Origin of the sequence: Pararhizobium polonicum (assembly GCF_001687365.1) — a bacterium.
In the GTDB taxonomy this organism is placed as follows: Bacteria; Pseudomonadota; Alphaproteobacteria; order Rhizobiales; family Rhizobiaceae; genus Pararhizobium; species Pararhizobium polonicum.
The window spans coordinates 101,040-120,636 of sequence record NZ_LGLV01000005.1; the positions used below are offsets into that span (position 1 = coordinate 101,040).

A 19,597-nucleotide genomic window follows, 5' to 3' on the forward strand; every position below is an offset into this window, starting at 1 on the left:
AGTCAGCGAGATCTATCGGATCCTCTCACAATGCGGCTGCCCTTGGATGTCCTAGTCGAAATCGAGGAAATTGCCGCGGTTTGCGAGCGGTCGCGCAGCTGGGTGTTTGTGCGGGCGCTGAAATCGTATCTTGCCGCGGAAGGCAAGGAAATTCTCGACATTGCAAAAGCACGCAAGGAGATGGCCGCAGGGGACGCTTTTGACCTGGATGACGTCGCCGCCGAGGTCGAGGCCATCGTCAAGGGTGCTGCTGCTTGAGGATTCGGTTCTCGCCCGATGCCCGGTCCTATGTAAAGTCCGAGGCGTCCTATCTGCGAGAGCGAAGCGTTCTGGCGGCGCAAAGCTTCAGCGACAACCTGAAACGTCTGAAACTCAATCTGGCCCGGTTTCCCAAACTTGGGCAGGCGAGCGACGAACTGCCGGTCCCCGGTGTTTTCAGGTTCGTGATGGGTGATTATCTGATCGACTACGAAATCAGGGGCGATGTGATCGAGGTTCTCGCTGTTCGCCATGGGCGCCAGCGCCCGCCGGATCGGCTCGATGATGACTTCGATTTCGAAGCTGTGGAAAATTAGCGGCGGATGGGCTCCGGCCGGTCTTGCATTCCATCAACCGTCTATCGCGCAACCGCGGCCTTCGGCTCGAGGCGTTTTTCCGGTACGGGGATCTTGTTGAAGAGCGGTTCGGCCTGTGCAGAAACCTGCTCGGCAGCCGTGACGTCGACGGCGGGCTGCTCCGTGGCAGCGACCGTTCCGGTCGTTACGGCGTCGCTCGGTTCGGCGAACTGCTGGTCGAGAAACAGATAGGCGATGCGGGCGCCTTCACGGGCCCGGTGGCCAAGTGCCACGAAGGTCTCCGTGCCCTTGATGCAGACATCCGGCTTCTCGGTGCAGAGGGCGCTGATATAGCCGAAGGCCTCGGTCGCGGCCGACACGGTGTCGCCGACATCGACTTTCGGGCCTTTTTCGAGTGTCGAGCTGCTCGACGGATCGAGAAACGGCAAGAGCACCAGCACCAGCGAAAACCAGAATGTTCCCTTGATCAGAAACCACATTGTCTTGCCCATCCTTTGGTCAGGCGCTCAAACCTGCGTCCGGTCTCTGCCGGGTTCGCTCCCTTGGCGCCTTGTCATCACACCTTAGACGCGGATTCGGAACATGCCTTTGCCAAAACCGATGGCATTTGCACTGTCTTTTCATAAAATTGGAATTATCGGCATTTGAATGGCATTTGCAGCGTATTTTAACGGATGCCATTAAGGTTCAAGGCAGACCGGGACGCGGCGGGGCCGCAAACGCGGGTTTCGGAGTGGGGTGGCGCTGCCACAAAGGTTAACGCGCCGGCAAAAACCGCCTGAAATCCGTCGCTTACGCCCCATTAACCACAAAAGACAAAGCCCCGGGGATTTGTCCCGGAATGGGATTTTCGGACGGTTTCACCGGATTTGTGGCAATTTCATTTATCCTTTCATTAAGCCGCCGGTGCGAAATTCGGATATGCGACGCACTTGTCCCAAAAAGGCCTGCTTGGCCCTCTGGATAGGCGCTTCCATATAAAGGCGGGACCATGACGGGTTCTGGAAAAAGAACGAGCGTACAGGGTTAAGCGTTGAGCGTATTGCGTAACATGGCTGGCAGGATGGCGTCCCGCGTGGATGACGTCGCGCGCCTGTGGTTGCCCCGCCCGGTGGCGGGCGAGCCGGAGGCAAGCCGCGAGTTCGCCGTCGTGCGCGCCGTCGCCGCCACGGCCCTGGTTGCCTTCCCGACGGTGCCTCTGGCTCTTTCCCTTGCCTTGCCGGTGTCGCTGGCGCTGCCGGTCGGTGCCGCCCTTGTCGCCGCTGCCGCGCTGATGACGACGGTCGGCGGCATTGCCTATATGCGCAACCGCAAGACGGTTTTGCCCGTCGCAGGCGCCCCGGCAGTTTCTGACGGCAACGGCGCGCGCCATTATGATTGCTTCGCCGGTCTGGTCACCCTCCATGACATCAGGGGCTCGGTCACCGCCGTTTACGGCCGCGATGCGGAATCCTATCTCGGCTGGATGCGCAATCCGGGCGGCCGCGGCTTCATCGAGCAGATCCACGTGTCCGACCGCATCCTCTTCCTGCAGGCGATCGACCTTCTGCGGCAGGGCAGCCGCCAGGCAACCATCGATATCCGCATGGAACGGCCCAACGTCTTTGCCGAAGGCGAGCAGTTCGTCCATATGCGCTGCGAGATGACCGCGCTTGGCGAAATCGACGGAGAACTTTCCATTCTCGTCCAGTCGCGCGATGTTTCGGAAGAGGCGCGGTTGCGCGCGGAAGCCGCCTACAAGACGAAGCTGGCCGAATCGGCCAACGATGCCAAGACCCGGTTTCTCGCCGCCGTCAGCCATGAGCTGCGCACGCCGCTCAACGCCATTCTCGGCTTTTCTGACATCCTCTCCGGCGAATATTTCGGCAAGCTCGAAAACGACCGCCAGCGCGAATATGTCTCGCTGATCAACCAGTCGGGCGCCCATCTTCTGTCGGTGGTCAACACCATGCTGGACATGAGCAAGATTGAGGCCGGCCGCTACGAGCTGATCCCGGAGCCGTTCCGGGTGGCCGATGTGGTCAATGCCTGCGAAGCGATGCTGAGCCTGCAGGCGCGCGAAAAGGGCGTGCAGCTGACCAGCCGGATCATGCGCACTGTCGGCGAGGTCAATGCCGATCAGCGCGCCATCCAGCAGATCCTGATCAACCTCGTCGGCAATGCCATCAAGTTCACCGATCCGGGCGGGCTGGTGACCATCGATGCGGAAGTGACAGGCCACGATCTCGACTTGATCATCAGCGATACCGGCATCGGCATCGCCGAAAACAAGCTGGCGACGCTGGGCGAGCCTTTCGTGCAGATCCACAACGACTATACCCGCAAATACGAGGGGACCGGTCTCGGCCTGTCGCTGGTCAAGGGGTTGGTGGCGCTGCATGGCGGCCGGTTCGAGATCCGCAGCCGCGCCGGCGAGGGAACGGTCATTACGGTGACGATCCCGCTCGACGGCTCGGGCATCCGTGCTGCCGGCGAGCAGGAATCAGTGGAACAGACAATGGTGGAGTTTCCTCCGCGCCTGAAGGAGCGTACTCGGGAAAAGACAAACGATCAGGCCCATGCGGAGACGGGCCGGGCGAACACCAGTGGAATGAACGGGGGTGCAGGCCATGACGGCTCGCAAGCGAAAACAGCCTGAGAAGAAAAAGAAAGCGCAGCGCGGCCCCGGTCTTGTGACCGTCGGCCTTGCGATGCGCGGTCTTGCCTTTGCCGGCCGTATCGCGTCGCGCAACCCGCGCAGCTTCGGCGGCTCGGTTGCGTTTGCCGTCGTTTTCAGCTTCGTCGCGGGAAATGCCATGTGGTATCAGCATGGCGCGCATCCGTCGCCGTTCCTGCGCACCCGCCTGCCGTTTACCGATCCGCAAGCCGCCCGGCTCGGTGCCGCCGAGGAGGCCGACAGCCTGTCGCCGCGCAAGGTGACGACCTTCGTCATCCAGCGCGAGGAGGAGCAGGAGCCGGAGGCGCAGACGGCAAGCACCGAGCAGCCAGAAGCACAACCGGTGCCCGAACTGGCCGAAAGCCAGCCGGCAACGCCGCCGGTGACGGGCACGGCCCTGGTGACCGGCATCCAGAAGGAACTGGCGCGGCGCGGCCTCTATGACGGCCCCGCCGACGGCAAGACCGGCCCGAAGACATCGGCCGCGATCCTGCGCTTCGAAAAACAGGCGGGCCGGCCGGAAACCGGATCGCCGAGCGATGCGCTGCTGGCCGCCCTGCAGGGTACGGCAAGGCCGCAGGGCAATAGCCAGCAGGGCAACAATCAGCGGACCGGCACGCTGGCCGCGGCAAAGCCCGCCCAGCGGCCCTATGAAAACATCAAGGGCGGCAAGGGCGAACTCGACCCGGTGGCGGCGGCGATCCGCAACGCCGAGATCGATCCACAGTACATCCCGAAAGCCGATATTCCCGCCTCCAGCGAACTGGTGATGAACATCCAGAAGGGGCTGAGCAATCTGGCCTATAGTGACGTGTCGATCGACGGCGTGGCCGGCGAACAGACCCGCTCGGCCATCCGCCATTTCGAAAAGCACTACCGCCTGCCCGAAACCGGCCAGCCGAGCGACAAGGTGCTGAAGAAGATGAAGGAAATCGGCGCGCTCTGAGAGCCCGACCGAAAAAGAGTTGAGTGAAGTCAGCCAGTTGTGATTCTGCTTGTTTTCTTAGGCGACTGGAGATCGCAATGGGCTGGGCCGGTTTGGCGTCTCACTCAATGCTTTGGGATAGCCCAACGGCTATGTCAAAGCTCATTCTCCTCAACGTCTTCTTGCGATCAGAATATTGAGGATTACAATTCCGATTGAGAAGAGAATTGCCGTAGCTATACCGTATTTGTAAAGATCCGTCGTTGCGGCCAGATAAAATATCAAAAGCCCGAATGAAAAATATATAAAGCGAATTATTTTCAAGCGGGTATCCTTTTATTTCAATTCAGCCAGTTGCAATTCTTTTCATCTGTTTAGGAAGTGCGTAGATCACAACGGGTTGGACAGATTTCCCCTTCAGCAATATGCCCGACCTGCAATACGGTATGCAAGTGACCTGACGGGCCGGGAATGGGGATTGATGTCGCCTTGTCGGCCTAGACCGAGGCGATCGTCACAAGACTGTCCGATACCTGCCTCCCGCTTGCGATTTGCGCCCCGGCCCCGCCCGGTGTATCAGCCGTTCATGCGCCTGAAATCCGATATCTTCGTTTCCGCCCTCGTTCGCCGGGTCTTTGGCCTGGGCGGTTATGCGGCCGTGCTGCGCAAGGGGGCCGAAGAGGCCGGCGCCATCTTCATTCGCCAGCGCTCGCGGCTCGGCACCGAAACCTTCTATGCCCCGGCGCCGCAGAGTTTCTTCGACGATCCGGCGCCCGGCCGGCTGTTCGAGATCCGGCTCGAAGGTGTCGATGGCGAAGCGGTCGATCAGGCGGTTGCCCGCGAAATCCGCTTCGATCCGGATTGCTGGGTGGTGGAGATCGAGGTCGATGCCCGCGGCGATCTGTTCGAGGTCGCGGCCGAAAAAGACAGCTAAGTCTTTCAGATCTCAGTGTGTCCGGCCGTAAGCCGGTTTCTGCGTGATATCCTTGGCGCTGCGTGCCGTCTCCTGCCGCTGGGGGCTCTGGCGTGGATCGTTGCTGCGATCCGGGGCCAGATAGGGCTGGTGCGTGCGCGTGCCGGCCTTGTCGTCCTGTTCCGCCTGCAGCCAGGACTGAACGCGGGCGCGGCTTGCCTGCGGGGTGAGGGCGGCCAGCAGCGCATCGCCGCGCGTGGCGCCGCCGAGGCGTTCGGCAAGGTCGGGATAGAGCGCCGAAAGGATGAAGAGGCTGTCGGCCGGCGGCATCTCCATCGCCGTCAGCGCCGTGGCCAGCTGCTGGCCGGAAATGTCGAGCAGGATGCGCTCGCCAAGCTCGAGGCTGGAGGAGAGGGCGGCGGCAAGGCTGGCGGCGAAGAGATTGGCCTCGCCGGACCGGGCAAAGCGGACCAGAAGCGCCGCATGCAGCGCATGGACGGGCTCGATGACCGGTTCGGCCGGTGGCGCCTGACCGGCCGGCGGCACCTGTCGGGAGGTGCGGGCCAGCGATTTCAGATCGCTGCGCAGTTTTTCCTCGCGCAGCAGCTTGGCGGTGGTCATGTCCTCGGCGGCGGTCTCGGTCGGGCGCTGTTGCGGGGCGGGCGCTACTGGCGCGGGCAGGGCGGCCTTTTCCGGTGCGACGGCCGTCTGGCGGCGCTCGACAAGCGCATCGACCAGATGCACGGACAGGTTTTCGCGCCGGGCAATGGCAGTGGCGTGCGCGGGGCTCTGGGTGCGGATGATCTGCAGCAGCGTTGCGTCGTCGATCGCGGCCGAGCGGGTGAGGAAAATCGCGGCAATCGAGATCGGCGCCTCGCCGATCCGCAGCGCCACCGATTGCGGCACATGCTGACACTGGGAAAGGGCGGCGGCGGCCTGCCGGCGGGCCTCGTCGCTGGAGGCGGAAAACAGCGGTTCGAACAGTTCGGAAAATTGCTTGAGGTCGGTTTTGCGGGGATGGCGCAAACCTTCGAAACCGGTGACGGTCGCCATCAGGACGACATCCTTCAGCCGCCCTGTCTGCGGTCTTTCCAACTCACGAAACCGGTCCGCCACGGATACACCCACTCACACGCAAAACGCCCACATTCCCGATTTCGGACACCCGGGTTGTACCGGTCATCCGAAGGGGTATCGAAATTTCAGGCAAAGCTCGGAGGGCACATCGCCGAACGCCGCTGATGGCGCCGCTGTCAGGAGCGCTAAAGCGCTGAAAACATTGGTACCGGCGATGGCGATGTCGACCCTGCCGATCATGGCTGAATGATCATGTCAGAGTAGGGCGACGTGGTTAACAATCCGTTTACCCGGGCAGCCAGGATGTGTTTCGCGGTGATACAAGCCGCTTTTGCACAGGTTCTTTCCGCAGCCGGCGGGCGGATCGGCTTTTTTCGGCCGACAAGGGGCCTTTGAAGTCCCGCTGATATCGGACGGCGGGCGTCGGCGGCGTCAGGCGGGGAGGTGGCGGTTGTATCGGTTTCTGGTGTGGAAAACACGGGTGGCCATCGCGCTGCGCGCCAGACTGATGACAAAGTTATCTTCTCATTATTGGGAGGTCATTGGGGGGTAAGGGACAACCAAAACCTCCGTCATCCCTGTGCTTGTCACAGGGATCCAGCCAGCCCAAGTCCTTGGGCTAAAAGGTCTTTTGACCCGACGGACGTCGGGTCGCTGGATCCCCGCCACAAGTCCTCGGGTTAAACCCGAGGAGAGGAAGACGGAGAATGGGATGCCGCTGTCGTCAAGCCGCCGCTTTCAGGGTTTGTCAGCAAACGAAAACGGGCGGCATTGCGCCGCCCGTCCTGTCAAATCCGTTCCTGCAAGAGGCCGGATCAGGTGCAGTTGTCGGAGCCCGGAAGGCAACGCGGACGGCGGTTCTGATCCCGGTTTCCGTCGTTGCCGTCACGGTTGCGGCCCGCGTTCGGACGGTCGCGATTGTTCGAGCGATCACCGTTGTTCATACGATCATTGTCGCGTCTTTCGATGCGCCGGTTGTCGTTGTTGCGGTCGCGATTGGGGCGTTCAAACCCCTGATCGCCGGCGCGGTTGCGGCGTTCGATCCGCTCGCGATCCCGGTCGCGCCGGTTGTCCTGATCGTTGCGGAACTGCCGGTCCATGTTGTCGCGGCGGCGCTCGATGCGTTCACGGTCGCGGTCACGATCGCGGCGTGGGCGTTCGATGAAGACGCCATCGTCATTGTTGCGGCGGGGACGGTCGAACGTATTGTAATCGCGGCCGGGGCGGCGATCCGGCACAAAGACCCGGTCCCTGTCGCGGTCGCGGCGGTAATAGTCACGCTGGCCATAGAAATCGCGGTTGCGGTAATTGCGCTCCCAATAGTTGCCGATTTCGAAGGTCACCATGGGAATGCCGAGCGGGCGGTAATACTCCGGCTCCACATAGACGCGGCGCTGCTGGTACTGCGCCTGGACATAGCGCCCGGCGACCCAGCCGCGGCCGTCGTAGAAGGAAACGTCGCACCAGGGAAGATCGGCAAGGCAGCCGTGAATTTCGAGCGGCGTGCCGACCGGAATGACGGTGACCGCCGGGTAGCGCGTGCTGGGGCCCGAGCGCATGTTGACATTGGCGGTGGAAAAACCTTCGGCCGCCTGCGCGGCGGCCGGCAACAGAAACGCCGCGGCTGCGGCGATCGCCAGCAGCGCGGACTTGAGTGAATATCGTCGCGGTATCGTCATGAGTGGTTCATCCCTGTTCTTCCGGCGCGTCTTGGGATCAGCGCCCTATTGTACACACACCGTTGTTTTTGTGTCTTTTTTGAGATGACGTCATGTCTCAGACACGTCTGTTCCGCGGCGTAAACGCGAAGGAGGCCCGCTTTGTTCCACAGGCATCCACATGACCGCCTGAACGCCGCATGGCCGATAAAACCGGGCATGAAAAATTGCCGGTGGCGGTGATCCGCAACCGTCGAAGGGGGAACCAAAGCCAGGCTAGTGCGTTGATGAGGGATTGCAAAAAGGAGCTCTGAATTATGGTCGAAAAGAAATTCGCAACCGTGCCGAACGAGGCGGAAACCGAGGCAAGCACGGCGAAGGCCGATCTCGACAGCCAGATTGCCGAACTGCGGGCGGAGATTGCCCGGCTGACGGAATCCGTGTCCGCCATCGGCACAAGCGCCAAGGCTGTCGTGACATCGGAAGCCGAAGTGCTGACCGAACGTCTGCGCGATCGCATTCGTGACGAGCCTGTTTCGACATTGCTGGCGATTGCCGGCGTATCCTTCGTGGTCGGCCTGCTTGCGCGGCGCTGATCTTTCAACAGCTTGCGCGCTTCCGTTTGGACCTGTTCCATCCGGAACTGCGCGGGCGGCGGTGCTGATCTATCGTGGTTTGATGGAGATGATTTGACGGGAGATTTTCTCAAAATACAACCTAATCGGGAAAATCGACGCGATCATTAATGGGCTGTTAACTATCGTATGGCTCAATCGAACGGAAGGGGCGGATGGCCAGCGCTCCGGCGGTTCAGGCCGGGAATGGCCGCTTGCCGAACTGGTATGAGCCGAACTGGTATGAAATGACTGGCCTGAAATGACTGGCATGAAAATCCGGGGGTTCCGGAAGAAGGAGTAAACGAGAAAGGCGCAGATGTCCCGGGGCGGAAATGCCGGGGATGCGCCAGCCCGTAGAACGGGCAGGGTGAAATCGTTACGGTCGTTCATCCGTCTCAACCACGTTTTGGAGACGAGCATGGCAGAGGTTATCAGATTAGAGGACCGCCTCACGCGGGCACCGCCAAAACCGTCCATGGGGCCGATGGCGCCGGGCAAGGCCGTGATCCTGCTGTTTACCGGCATCCGCTACGAGCGGCTGGACGGTCATCCGGGCGACGCGCCGGCAAAACCCGCTCGCGGCCCCGCTCAGGACAAAGCCAAGAAACACTGACAGATTGATTGGACCAGGTTCGCACCGGTTGAAATCAGCGGCGGAAGGGCTCGCAGCTCGATTCGGCCAGGAAATTGCGCACACTCTCCTCAAAACTATCCATCGGCGCCAGCGCGCGCAGGACGGCATAGCCCTCCTCATCCGGCATTTCCACCATGATCGACTGGGCAAGGTTTTCCGGCGGCGTCTTTCTCAGATCGACGAGCTGGATCGGCGTGGCCATGACCAGATCGAGATTGCCGTTGACGGCCGTATGGTCGTTCATGCTGAAAATCTCGTTGGAATCGGCGTCATAGATCGACAGCGACCAGAACGGGATGGCGCCCTTGGCCACGAAGCGTGCCGGCCCGCCCGAGACCGAGAAGCCGCAGACGGCGACGCGCAGGTACGGATCGTCATTGGCAAGCCCCGTCGGCCCCGGCTCGCTGGTCAGCGGAAAGAAGCTGTCCATTTCGTAGAGGCCGAGCACCCGGCTATAGGCGTCCTTGCCGGTAAACTGCGGCAGGGTCAGGATGATGACGATATGCAGCAGCGCCGCGCCGACCAGGCCGACCAGGATGGCAAAGAGCAGGCTACGCATCCGGGCATCCCGTCTTGACGATCTTCGGCATGGTGAGGTCGATCAGGCCGGAGGAGCCGGCCGTCGGCGTATCCAGCAGGGTCAGCACCAGCTTGAAGGAGCCGACGCGGCTGAGCGCCAGCCAGTTGTCGGGCTGGGCGACCGGCGACACATGGATGATGAAGGAACTGTCGGGCTCGCGCAGGACCGTCCAGGCATTGGTCGCGGCCGGCAATCCCGGGCCGGGCTTGATCGGCTGATCGTTGGCATTGGTGGCGTAGAGCGTCCAGAAGCGGGCAGGCGGGGTGGTGCCGGCGATGTCGTAGGTGCAGCCGGACGACAGCGTGCCGCCGGCGCTATCCACGGATGCGGTGAACTGCAGCCCTTCGGCCCCGCCATACAGGAGCTTGCCCGCCCGCGCCCGGTGCGCCTTGGCATAGGGATCGGTATTCTCCGTCTGCGCCTCGGGAAAGGCCACCCAGGGGCCGAGCGCGATCGACCCGAAACCGACCGTCGCCTTGAGCGCCGATACGGTCGAGACGATGCCGACGCCGAAGGCGACGGACAGGGCAATGGCAACGAGGAGAGGGATGCGGAACAAGAGGACTACCGGGGATTCTGGGGGATGGATGAGACAGCGGTGAGTTTCGATAATGCCGCAGCATACCCCCCTCTGTCACTCCGTGACATCTCCCCCTCAAGGGGGGAGATTACCATAACCATCATTGGCCACCTTACAAAGCAGGCATTGAATTCTCGGCCGATCTCCCCCCTTGAGGGGGAGATGTCCCGGAGGGACAGAGGGGGGCGACTGGGCGAGAGACCCGTGGCTGCCATCACCATGCAAGCACCTCACCGTCCCGCATCCCGGCCTCCCTTGACGATCGTGCCTGTCGGTTGCGGGTCGAGTTCGGCGACCTTGCCGGGCAGTTCGGCCGGAACCTTGAGCGGCGGGGCGGTGTCGAATTTTTCGCCGATCGATTTCAGCAGGCGGGTGACCTCGGAGGAGAGCGAGCGGGGGCGCACCAGCGGCGGCAGGGCGTTTTCGTCGGTTGGCTTGGCGGCGGCGACCGCGGCATCCTTCTTTTTCTTGTCCGGGCCCGGCAGCGGGTTGTCGATTCCGGGGATCGGCTTGTGCTCGATACCCTGCTCGGCATAGTCCATCAGCCGCTTGAAGGCCATCGCCGGCAGCGAGCCGCCGGTCATGTTGTGGGTCGAGGTATAGTCGTCGTTTCCGAACCAGACGGCGGTGGTGTAATCGCCGGTGAAGCCGATGAACCAGGCGTCGCGATAGGCCTGCGTCGTGCCGGTCTTGCCGCCCGCGACGATGCCGTTGTCGAGCGCTGCCTTGCGGGCGGTGCCGATGATCGGGATCTGGGTCAGCATATAGTTCATCTTGGCATTGGCCTGCTCGCTGACGACGCGCTTGGCCGGCGGTTCGTCGCGATTGAAATCATAGAGGATATCGCCGTCGTAATTGAGGATCTGGCTGATGCCGTGGCGGCGTGATTGCATGCCGCCGGCGGGGAACACCGCATAAGCCGTCGCCTGGTCGAGCACGGTGACTTCCGAGGTGCCGAGCGGCATGGTCTTGTCGGTGCGGATCGGGGTTTCGACGCCCATCTTCTTGGCGGTTTCGGCGATGACCTCGGTGCCGAGCACGTCCTTGGCAAGGCGCACCGGCACGGTGTTGATCGACTTGGCAATGGCGGTCAAAAGCGTGACGCGGCCGGAATAGCTGCCCTTGGAATAGTTCTGGGGCGACCAGCCGCGCCAGGTGATCGGCGCATCGCTGATGGTCGATTCCGGCTTCAGGCCCGTCTCCATCGCCGCCGTATAGGTATAGACCTTGAAGGAGGAACCCGGCTGGCGCAGCGCCTTGGTGGCGCGATTGAACTGGCTTTCGCCATAATCCCGGCCGCCGACCATGGCGCGCACGGCGCCGCCGTTCTCGACCATGACCATGGCGCCCTGCTTGACCTTGTAGGTCTCGCCATACTGCCGCAGGCTGGATTCGACGGAGTCCTCGGCCGCCTGCTGCAGGCTGGTGTCGATGGTGGTGCGCACCACCAGCGAATGCTGGGCAAAGGGCCCGGCGATGCGGCGCGTCTCGTCGAAGGCCCAGTCGAGGAAGAAATCCGGGGCGCGGACTTCGGCGCGGTCGATCACCGTTGCCGGATTGAGCCGGGCGGCGATCACCTGGCCCTCGGTCATCAGCCCGCCCTGGACGAGATTGGTCAAAACCTCGTTGGCGCGCGCGCGCGCGGCCGGCAGGTTGACATGCGGGGCATAGCGGGCCGGCGCCTTGAACAGGCCGGCCAGCATGGCGCTTTCGGCCAGATTGATATCGGTGATGTTCTTGCCGAAATAGAACTGCGAGGCGGCCGCCGCCCCGAACGTGCCGCCGCCCATATAGGCGCGGTCGAGGTAAAGCCGCAGGATTTCCTTCTTCGACAGGTTGCATTCCAGCCAGACGGCCAGGAACGCTTCCTTGATCTTGCGCTCGATGGTGCGCTCGTTCGACAGGAACAGGTTTTTCGCCAGCTGCTGGGTCAGCGTCGAGCCGCCCTGGACGACGCCGCCGGCCCGCGCATTGACCGTCATGGCCCGGGCAAGGCCCAGGAAATCGATGCCGTAATGATCGAAGAAACGGCGGTCTTCGGTGGCCAGCACCGCCTTGACCAGCGTGTCCGGCAATTCGTCGACCGGCACCGAATCCTCGTGGATGATGCCGCGATGGCCGATCTCGTTGCCGTAGCGATCGAGGAAGGTGACGGCGAAATCGCTCTGCGCCCGCCAGTTGCCCTTGGTGTCTTCAAAGGCCGGAAGTGCGAGCGCCAGCATCAGCACGGAACCGGCGGTGCCCCAGGTCATGCCTTCGCCCAGCACCTCGAAAACCGCCTTCTTCCAGCCGCGCACGCGAAAACGGCGGAAGAAGATGGTGATGTCTTCCCACCAGACGCCCAGCCGGAAGCCGGCATTCCAAACCGTTGAATCGATGAGGGAATCGATGCGCAGCAGGATATGACGCTTGCGCGGGCGGTCGTCCTGCGGGACGCCGTTTTGCTCTTTCGGGCTGTCGTCTTGGCTTGGATCCTGCAACTTTGTCGCGTCCTGATGGCTACACGTCCCGGCCAATATTTGCATGGGCCGGGTTTCTATTCTACGTCGATATCGGTAATGAGCCTTAAAAATCCGGCAATGTTTTGTAAAATTGTCGTCAAAACCCAACAAATGGAAGAATGATGGCCATGGGCGAACAGCCCTTCTGGAAGACGAAATCGCTGGCAGAGATGACCAACGTCGAGTGGGAAAGCCTCTGCGACGGCTGCGGGCTCTGTTGTCTCAACAAGCTGGAGGACTGGGACACGGGGGAAATCGCCTGGACCAGCGTCGGCTGCACGCTGCTGGACGGCCAGAGCTGTCAATGCAAGGACTATCCCAACCGGCAGGCAACGGTGCCGGACTGCATCCAGCTGACGCCGCATGAGGTGGAGACGCTGAGCTGGCTGCCGCCGACCTGTGGCTACCGGCTGGTGCGCGACGGGCTCGACCTCTACTGGTGGCATCCGCTGGTTTCCGGTGATCCGGAAACGGTGCATCAGGCCGGCATTTCGGTGCGCGGACGCACGATCTCCGAGGACGATATCGATGTCGAGGATCTGGAGGATTACCTGGTGACCTGGCCGCTGACGGTGGGGGAACGCGGGGAGCGATAGATATTCAGTGGAGACTGGGCTGCAGATGGCGGTTTTCTGCGCTTCCGGTGCTCACGTCCCTGAATGTACGCTCCGCTCCGGTTCTCGAAAACCACCATTTTCGCCTCAGCCTCGGCCGAATCTGGCTCAGTCCCCGGCGGTGGTTTTGATCAGGGTTTTGGGCGCGACATTGCGCCAGGCGGTGTCCATCACATGGCCGATGATATCTTCGTCGGCATCGGCGAAATAGACCGACGTCCAGCCTTTCAGGCCCCAGCCGCCGGGTACGGCGGCACAGACGCCGGGTTCGGTTTCGAGAAACAGTTTCTGCTGGTCGGGGGTGAACTTGACGACGGCGCGGCCGGCTTCCGGCAGCGACATGAAGATGCGGTTGCCGACGCGAAAATCGCGCTTGCCGAAATGGGCGCTTTCAACAGCACCTGGCAGGCCCAAAGCCCGCTTTTCCAGGTCCTCGGTTCTCATGGGCAAAAGTGTAACACGCATCGATGAATGCGCAAATTCAAGAAAATAATCCTAATAGGAAAATAATCCTTGACGCCGTGACGGTGGTTTGATAGGGTTATGGCACAGTCGGAAAAGTGGGTGAGGCGGGATGCTTCGCCGCTGTTGCTGTTTGAGCATTTCGGCGGGCGCGGCCCCTCATCCGGCCCTGCGGGCCACCTTCTCCCCGGGGGAGAAGAGGGAGCAAGCCGTTCGCTTCGCAGTTTCAGTTCCGGCTGCTGATTTCAAAGGACATTGTGATGACGTCTGATCTGGATTTCGATCCGGCGCTCTTTGGTCTGTGGCCGAAGGCGCCGGTCTATGACGGCTGGCCGCGGCAGGCGGCGGATGCCAGGCTGGAGGAGATCGCCCGGCGGGTGATCCTCGAGACCAAGGCGGTCTCGCCGCTGGATGACCTGCAGGACATGCTGAACGGCATGACGCGGGAATTGCGCGAGCAGATGGAGCAGTTCCGGCGGCTCAGGCGCATTGTCGACGAAAAAGTGGAGGCTGCGGGCGAGGAGATCGACCGCAAGGCGATCCAGGCCGACGCCAAGGCGAGCATCGACGCGATGTCGGTGATCGTGCGGACGCTGGAGAAGATCGACAGCCTGCAAAGGACGATTGCGCATGACCGGCAGGTGCAAGCAGAAACCACCTTTGATGAGGGCAGCTACAAAGCCTTCGTTGCCGAAATCGACCTGCGCGTTGAACGACGGGCAGGGGAACTTGCAGCCAGAATCATCGCGGATGCCGAGCGGCGTGGCGAGGCCAACAGTCGTGATGATGGCGATGGCGGAGCAACAGACGGCAACGGCGCCCCGCGAGGATCGCCGGAAAACTGAAGCCGAGCTTCGCCGCCTGGAAAAGAGGTACCGGAAGCAAAGAATTCGCATTGGGCGCATGAATGCAGCGCGAGCCGAGGCCGCGAGGGAAACAGGCGTATTGCTGCGTGATCTCCAAGGCACGACGGCCGGTGTCGAACTTCAGACACCTCTGAACGTCGAGATCTCCGCCGGATTTGCACGGGATCAAGACGAGCGCACGCTGTCAGGCGATCCGAAATCACAGGCCGCACTCACGGAGATGTCGGAAGGGCTGGCCGGAATGCCGGCCCCCAGCCTCAATGTCTGCGGCTCCGGAAATGGTTTGGTCGAGGGCATTTTGGCTTCGGATGATGCGAAACGCCTTGAGTGGTTTCGCAACGCCGCCACGTTTGTGCGGGATTGGACTGGAACGCGCCGCGATGATCAAAAGCCGCCCAAGGGCGACTGGCGGGTGTGGCTTTTGATGGGCGGGCGCGGGTCCGGCAAGACGCGGGCCGGTGCCGAATGGGTGCAGGAGCTGGCGGCAGGCAAGACCGCAAGGCCCGGCCTGCGGATCGCGCTGGTGGCCGAGACGCTGGGGGATGCGCGCGAGGTGATGATCGACGGGGTTTCCGGCATCTGCCGGATTGCGCGGCAGGGACGTCCCGATTTCGAGGCTTCCCGCCGGCGGCTGGTCTGGCCGAATGGCACGGTGGCGCAGATCTTTTCCTCGGAAGATCCCGAAAGCCTGCGCGGGCCGCAATTCGATTATGCCTGGTGCGACGAGCTGGGCAAATGGAAACACGCGCAGGAGACATGGGACATGCTGCAGTTTGCGCTGCGGCTCGGGGACACTCCACGAGCGCTGGTGACGACGACGCCACGGCCGGTGCCGGTGCTCAAAGCGCTGATCGCCGATCCCGGCACGGCGACGCGGCGGATACGCACAGCGGACAACAGTTCGAACCTCGCTCCGGGGTTTCTCGCCGCCATGGCTGAGCGCTACGGCGGCACGCGGCTCGGGCGGCAGGAACTCGACGGCGAGATGATCGAGGACCGAGAGGACGCGCTGTGGTCGCGCGCCCATATCGAGGCCTTGAAACTGCGCGATGCCGGGCCGCTCGGCCGCATCGTCGTGGCGGTCGATCCGCCCGCCGGCGGGGGCCGGGAATCCTGTTGTGGTATCATTGTGGCCGGCCTCGACCGGGCAGGGCGCGGCGTGGTTCTGGCCGATTGTTCGGTGGAGGGCGCAAGCCCGGCCGGATGGGCGACGGCTGTCGTGCGGGCCTACAGGCGGTTCGACGCCGACCGGATCGTCGTGGAGGTCAATCAGGGCGGCGATATGGTTTCGGCGGTGCTGAAGGGGATCGACGCGCAGCTGCCGGTGACGGCGGTGCGAGCATCACGCGGCAAATGGCTGCGGGCCGAGCCGGTGGCCGCGCTCTACGAGCAGGGCCGGGTGGTGCATGCCGGGTCGTTTCCGGCACTGGAAGACCAGATGTGCGATTTCGGACCGGACGGATTGTCGTCAGGACGCTCGCCGGACCGGCTGGATGCGCTGGTCTGGGCGCTGACGGCGCTGATGCTGGAAGGCAGCGGCGAGCCGCGCGTCAGGGGGATTTGAAGGGTTGCTGATGGAGCGGGGCATCACTCCATCCGGAGGCTTGCACTGTCCCCTCAAAGGAAGGGACCAGCCGTCCCCCCTCATCTGTCCTGCGGACATCTTCTCCCCGCCGGGGAGAAGAGGGGCCAGCTGAAAAGCCACGCGCAGTAATCCTGCCCTCGAGGGGCAGGGTTATTGGCGGCATCTGTGCCGGATGGCTGGTCTTATTTGCTCGATGCAGCGACCGATGGCTTCGGTGCTGCCGATGCGCTTTCGCGCATCTTGCGCCATTCGCTTTCGAGGCGGTCGAACTGGGCCTGGGGAATTTGCTGGGTCGTCATGGGCGATCCTTTCTTTCACGTCTGCAACGTTCGACAACGCGGTTGGAGCCGGAAGGTTCCCCGGGCGGTTTTGAAATGTCCGGGCGTTGGCGGGCCAAAAAATCGGGATGGGCGGTCAGCGCTTGTCGTCGCCGGTATGGAACGATTTGGGCGCGCTCGAGGCATTGGCACGCATCTGGTGCCACTCGTTCTCGATCCGGTCGACGACGTGCTGGGGTATCGTGGAACGGGTGGTGTCGGACGGCTGCTTAACTTCTGCGTTCATTCGATCCTCCTCGATCAAAGGCAATATCATCTTGCTGTTTTCAGTTTCCACATCCCAAAGACAAAGTAAATCAGGGTATTAAACAGTTTAAACGATTGAAATTGCTTAAATCGATTTAGAGTCACGACATTTTTCAGGTGGCGTGGCCGGAAATGGAGCGCGGATGACCTTCGATCGGACGATCTTCTTCAAAACGGTCCGTTCATCGCTGTTCGACGGGACCTTGAGACAGGGCCAGGTCGAGGGGATAACGGCGATTCTCGATCGCTGGGCGCGGACGCCGGCAACGGCTGTCAGGCCGATGCCGGCAATGGCGGACAGGCGCTGGCTGGCCTATATGCTGGCGACCGCGCATCACGAGACCGGCCGCACGATGCAGCCGGTGCGCGAGACCTTTGCGGCCAGCGACGACCGGGCAATCGCCATTCTCGACGCGGCCTTCCGGCGGGGCCGGCTGCCCTCCGTGTCTGTGCCCTACTGGCGGCGGGATGCGGATGGCAAGAGCTGGCTGGGGCGCGGGCTGGTGCAGCTGACGCACAGGGCAAATTACGAAAAGATGACGGCGGCGACGGGGATCGATCTGGTTGCCCGCCCGGATCTGGCGATGGAGCTTGCCGTTTCCGTCGATATTCTGTTTGCGGGCATGGAAAGCGGCGCCTTCACCGGCAGGAAGCTCGGAGACTATTTTTCGGCCACCAAGGAAGACTGGACGGGGGCGCGGCGGATCATCAACGGCCGTGACAGGGCGGCGCTGGTGGCGGGCTACGGCAAGCGGTATCTGGCGGCGATCCTGCAGGCTGGCGGGTGAACCGGCAGGGTCAACGTATCCTTTCCCCGAATAGCCCCTCACCCTAGCCCTCTCCCCGCAGGCGGGGAGAGGGGACGACAGAGGTTGCCGCATATCCCTTCTCCCCGTTTACGGGGAGAAGGTGGCCCATAGGGCCGGATGAGGGGCCGATGTCGACGCATTTGCTGACCGCAGACAATCAAGGGACGTGATCTGATGAAAAACCCATTCCGTCTGCCGTGGCATCGCCCGGCGGGACACGAAGCCTTGCGCGAAACCAAGGCGGCCTCCGGCTTCATCGCGATCGCGCATGAAGGCCGGGCGCACTGGACCGGCCGCTCCTATGTCGCCCTTGCCCGCGAGGGGTTCATGCGCAATCCGGTGGCGCACCGGGCGGTGCGGCTGATTTCGGAAGCCGCGGCAAACGTACCGCTGCTGGCCTATGAGGGCACGCAGGAGCGCAGCGATCATCCGGTATTGGCGCTGCTGGCCCGGCCGAACGGGCGGATGGGCGGACATGACTTCCTCGAGACGCTGTATGGCCATCTGCTGCTCTCGGGCAATGCCTATGTCGATGCGGCCGAGATCGGCGGCGCGGTGCGGGAGCTGCATCTGCTCAGGCCCGACCGCATCCGCATCCTCGAAGGCCGCGACGGCTGGCCGGAAGCCTATGAATACCGGGTCGGCAGCCTCGTACGGCGGATTACGGCGGGCGAGGAGGGGCTTCTGCATTTGCGGCTGTTTCATCCGCTTGACGATCATCTCGGCTTTCCGCCGCTGGCGGCCGCGCAGATGGCGCTCGATCTCTCCAATGCGGCGGCGACCTGGAACAAGGCGCTGCTCGACAATTCCGCCCGGCCTTCCGGCGCCTTGGTCTACCAGCCGAAGGAGGGCGGCAATCTGTCGGCCGACCAGTACGACCGGCTGAAGACGGAGCTGGACGAGGGCTATTCCGGGCCGATGCGGGCGGGCCGCCCGCTGCTGCTCGAAGGCGGGCTCGACTGGAAGGCGATGGGGCTCTCGCCCAAGGACATGGATTTCGTCGAGGCGAAGAACGGGGCTGCCCGCGATATCGCGCTCGCCTTCGGTGTGCCGCCGATGCTGATCGGCATTCCCGGCGACAACACCTATGCCAACTATCAGGAGGCCAACCGCGCCTTCTACCGCCTGACCGTTCTGCCGATGATCTTCCGCACCGCCACCGCACTGTCCGGCTGGCTGTCGGGCCGGTTTGGCGAGACGGTGAAGCTGGTGCCGGATCTCGATCAGGTCACCGGTCTGACCGGCGAACGCAGCGAGGTCTGGGCGCGGATGAAGGAGGCGGATTTCCTCACCGACGAGGAGAAGCGGCAGGCGGTGGGCTATTGAGGGACGGGCGCATTGCTGGTATTTTGTTATACGGCGTATAACAAAAGGATGCGATGATGACCAAGCCCGTTCTCTCCGATCCGATCGCGCTGCGCGTGCCGGTGGATGTGCTCGCCGATATCGAGGCCATCGCCAAAACGGCGGAGCGATCCCGCAGCTGGGTGATGGTTCGGGCGATGCGGTATTATCTGCTCAACGAAGGTGCGGATATTCTGGAGACTGCGCAAGGGCTGCAGGATGCCAGGGACGGCAGGCTGCACGATCTGGATGCTGTTCTGAACGAACTCGACCGGCTTGCTGAAGACGACGCTGCCTGATGAAGGTCCGCTTTTCCGACCGGGCTTTGGCCTATCTCAGATCGGAGCAGGCTTATCTGGCCCGTTTCGACAGGCGGGCGGCGCGGGCAACGGCCCGGCAGATCAGGAAGGCCGCGGAGATCATCGCAGAATATCCGCAGGCGGGGCAGACCGTTCCGATGATACCGGGTGTGCGGCGTTATGTGTCGGCACCCTACATTATCGACTATATCGAGACCGGCGGCGCGATCGTCGTCCTCGCCATTCGGCACGGCCGGCAAAGCCCCCGTGTTCCAGATCAGGACGATGCACTTCCCGACACGTTCGAAACGTAACGAA

The 19,597-nt window shown here is 62.7% G+C and carries 22 protein-coding genes and 1 pseudogene; 15 read left to right on the forward strand and 8 right to left on the reverse strand.

What is annotated here, in order from left to right:
- Window positions 1-30 precede the first annotated feature (30 nt).
- Window positions 31-258 carry a CopG family ribbon-helix-helix protein gene (locus ADU59_RS06325; RefSeq protein WP_083198146.1) on the forward strand — a complete coding sequence of 76 codons (228 nt, stop codon included), beginning with the start codon at window positions 31-33 and terminating at the stop codon, window positions 256-258.
- Entirely contained in the window at window positions 255-575 is a 321-nt protein-coding gene (locus tag ADU59_RS06330; RefSeq protein WP_068952853.1) for a type II toxin-antitoxin system RelE/ParE family toxin, read from the forward strand. The genes ADU59_RS06325 and ADU59_RS06330 overlap by 4 nt, the downstream gene beginning before the upstream one ends.
- A 41-nt stretch (window positions 576-616) precedes the next feature.
- Here ADU59_RS06330 and ADU59_RS06335 read toward each other — a convergent pair whose 3' ends face one another.
- The gene (locus ADU59_RS06335; RefSeq protein ID WP_068953720.1) at window positions 617-1,054 is read right to left on the reverse strand and encodes a DUF5330 domain-containing protein; all 438 of its coding nucleotides are present in this window, start codon (window positions 1,052-1,054) and stop codon (window positions 617-619) included.
- A 572-nt stretch (window positions 1,055-1,626) separates the two neighbouring features.
- On the opposite strand from ADU59_RS06335, the gene ADU59_RS06340 reads away from it, so the two are divergent.
- From ADU59_RS06340 to ADU59_RS06350, 4 genes and pseudogenes are all read left to right on the forward strand, one after another.
- Window positions 1,627-3,213: a sensor histidine kinase gene (locus ADU59_RS06340; RefSeq protein WP_083198147.1), complete on the forward strand. Its 1,587-nt coding sequence runs from the start codon at window positions 1,627-1,629 to the stop codon at window positions 3,211-3,213.
- Entirely contained in the window at window positions 3,185-4,177 is a 993-nt protein-coding gene (locus ADU59_RS06345; RefSeq protein ID WP_068953721.1) for a peptidoglycan-binding domain-containing protein, read from the forward strand. The genes ADU59_RS06340 and ADU59_RS06345 overlap by 29 nt, the downstream gene beginning before the upstream one ends.
- Before the next feature lie 368 nt (window positions 4,178-4,545).
- A pseudogene (locus ADU59_RS30215) lies at window positions 4,546-4,667 on the forward strand (IS5/IS1182 family transposase); the annotation flags it as partial.
- 75 nt (window positions 4,668-4,742) lie between these two features.
- A complete protein-coding gene (locus tag ADU59_RS06350) occupies window positions 4,743-5,090 on the forward strand; it encodes a DUF1491 family protein (RefSeq protein ID WP_068952857.1) in 348 nt (115 codons plus the stop codon).
- A gap of 12 nt (window positions 5,091-5,102) precedes the next feature.
- Here the strand turns inward: ADU59_RS06350 and ADU59_RS06355 are convergent, their stop codons facing one another.
- Together ADU59_RS06355 and ADU59_RS06360 are read right to left on the reverse strand one after the other, a co-directional pair.
- Window positions 5,103-6,122 (reverse strand): DUF2336 domain-containing protein, encoded by a 1,020-nt coding sequence (locus ADU59_RS06355; RefSeq protein WP_083198148.1) that lies wholly within the window; start codon window positions 6,120-6,122, stop codon window positions 5,103-5,105.
- An 839-nt stretch (window positions 6,123-6,961) separates the two neighbouring features.
- Window positions 6,962-7,825, reverse strand: coding sequence for an SH3 domain-containing protein (locus tag ADU59_RS06360; protein WP_068952859.1), 864 nt, complete (start codon window positions 7,823-7,825; stop codon window positions 6,962-6,964).
- A gap of 296 nt (window positions 7,826-8,121) precedes the next feature.
- On the opposite strand from ADU59_RS06360, the gene ADU59_RS06365 reads away from it, so the two are divergent.
- Together ADU59_RS06365 and ADU59_RS29535 are read left to right on the forward strand one after the other, a co-directional pair.
- Entirely contained in the window at window positions 8,122-8,400 is a 279-nt protein-coding gene (locus tag ADU59_RS06365; protein WP_068952861.1) for a hypothetical protein, read from the forward strand.
- Between the two features lie 439 nt (window positions 8,401-8,839).
- A complete protein-coding gene (locus ADU59_RS29535; protein ID WP_139093150.1) occupies window positions 8,840-9,034 on the forward strand; it encodes a hypothetical protein in 195 nt (64 codons plus the stop codon).
- Window positions 9,035-9,068: 34 nt separating this feature from the next.
- Here the strand turns inward: ADU59_RS29535 and ADU59_RS06370 are convergent, their stop codons facing one another.
- The 3 genes from ADU59_RS06370 to ADU59_RS06380 all read right to left on the reverse strand — a co-directional run bounded on the left by ADU59_RS06370 (window position 9,069) and on the right by ADU59_RS06380 (window position 12,740).
- Window positions 9,069-9,614, reverse strand: coding sequence for a DUF1254 domain-containing protein (locus ADU59_RS06370; protein WP_068952863.1), 546 nt, complete (start codon window positions 9,612-9,614; stop codon window positions 9,069-9,071).
- Complete coding sequence (locus tag ADU59_RS06375; RefSeq protein ID WP_068952865.1) at window positions 9,607-10,194, reverse strand: DUF1214 domain-containing protein; 588 nt, start codon at window positions 10,192-10,194, stop codon at window positions 9,607-9,609. The genes ADU59_RS06370 and ADU59_RS06375 overlap by 8 nt, the downstream gene beginning before the upstream one ends.
- Before the next feature lie 251 nt (window positions 10,195-10,445).
- A complete protein-coding gene (locus tag ADU59_RS06380) occupies window positions 10,446-12,740 on the reverse strand; it encodes a transglycosylase domain-containing protein (protein WP_425332000.1) in 2,295 nt (764 codons plus the stop codon).
- A gap of 104 nt (window positions 12,741-12,844) precedes the next feature.
- Between ADU59_RS06380 and ADU59_RS06385 the strand changes: the two genes are divergently transcribed.
- Window positions 12,845-13,312 (forward strand): YcgN family cysteine cluster protein, encoded by a 468-nt coding sequence (locus tag ADU59_RS06385; protein ID WP_068953722.1) that lies wholly within the window; start codon window positions 12,845-12,847, stop codon window positions 13,310-13,312.
- Between the two features lie 126 nt (window positions 13,313-13,438).
- Here ADU59_RS06385 and ADU59_RS06390 read toward each other — a convergent pair whose 3' ends face one another.
- Complete coding sequence (locus tag ADU59_RS06390; protein WP_068952869.1) at window positions 13,439-13,774, reverse strand: MmcQ/YjbR family DNA-binding protein; 336 nt, start codon at window positions 13,772-13,774, stop codon at window positions 13,439-13,441.
- 278 nt (window positions 13,775-14,052) lie between these two features.
- On the opposite strand from ADU59_RS06390, the gene ADU59_RS06395 reads away from it, so the two are divergent.
- The gene (locus tag ADU59_RS06395; protein ID WP_083198149.1) at window positions 14,053-14,637 is read left to right on the forward strand and encodes a hypothetical protein; all 585 of its coding nucleotides are present in this window, start codon (window positions 14,053-14,055) and stop codon (window positions 14,635-14,637) included.
- A 262-nt stretch (window positions 14,638-14,899) separates the two neighbouring features.
- Window positions 14,900-16,222: a DNA-packaging protein gene (locus ADU59_RS06400; RefSeq protein ID WP_099050779.1), complete on the forward strand. Its 1,323-nt coding sequence runs from the start codon at window positions 14,900-14,902 to the stop codon at window positions 16,220-16,222.
- A gap of 435 nt (window positions 16,223-16,657) precedes the next feature.
- Here the strand turns inward: ADU59_RS06400 and ADU59_RS30845 are convergent, their stop codons facing one another.
- Window positions 16,658-16,807, reverse strand: a complete 150-nt coding sequence (locus ADU59_RS30845) for a hypothetical protein (RefSeq protein ID WP_162843346.1) — start codon at window positions 16,805-16,807, stop codon at window positions 16,658-16,660.
- 163 nt (window positions 16,808-16,970) lie between these two features.
- Here ADU59_RS30845 and ADU59_RS06410 point away from each other — a divergent pair, with 163 nt between their 5' ends.
- The 4 genes from ADU59_RS06410 (at window position 16,971) to ADU59_RS06425 (ending at window position 19,593) form a co-directional block, all read left to right on the forward strand.
- Window positions 16,971-17,615 (forward strand): glycoside hydrolase family 19 protein, encoded by a 645-nt coding sequence (locus tag ADU59_RS06410; RefSeq protein WP_068952875.1) that lies wholly within the window; start codon window positions 16,971-16,973, stop codon window positions 17,613-17,615.
- Window positions 17,616-17,810: 195 nt separating this feature from the next.
- Complete coding sequence (locus ADU59_RS06415; RefSeq protein ID WP_068952877.1) at window positions 17,811-18,962, forward strand: phage portal protein; 1,152 nt, start codon at window positions 17,811-17,813, stop codon at window positions 18,960-18,962.
- 56 nt (window positions 18,963-19,018) lie between these two features.
- On the forward strand, window positions 19,019-19,279 hold the full coding sequence (locus ADU59_RS06420; RefSeq protein ID WP_068953724.1) for a CopG family ribbon-helix-helix protein: 261 nt from the start codon (window positions 19,019-19,021) through the stop codon (window positions 19,277-19,279).
- Complete coding sequence (locus ADU59_RS06425; protein WP_068952879.1) at window positions 19,279-19,593, forward strand: type II toxin-antitoxin system RelE/ParE family toxin; 315 nt, start codon at window positions 19,279-19,281, stop codon at window positions 19,591-19,593. Before ADU59_RS06420 ends, ADU59_RS06425 begins: the two co-directional genes overlap by 1 nt.
- The last annotated feature ends 4 nt before the right edge of the window (window positions 19,594-19,597 follow it).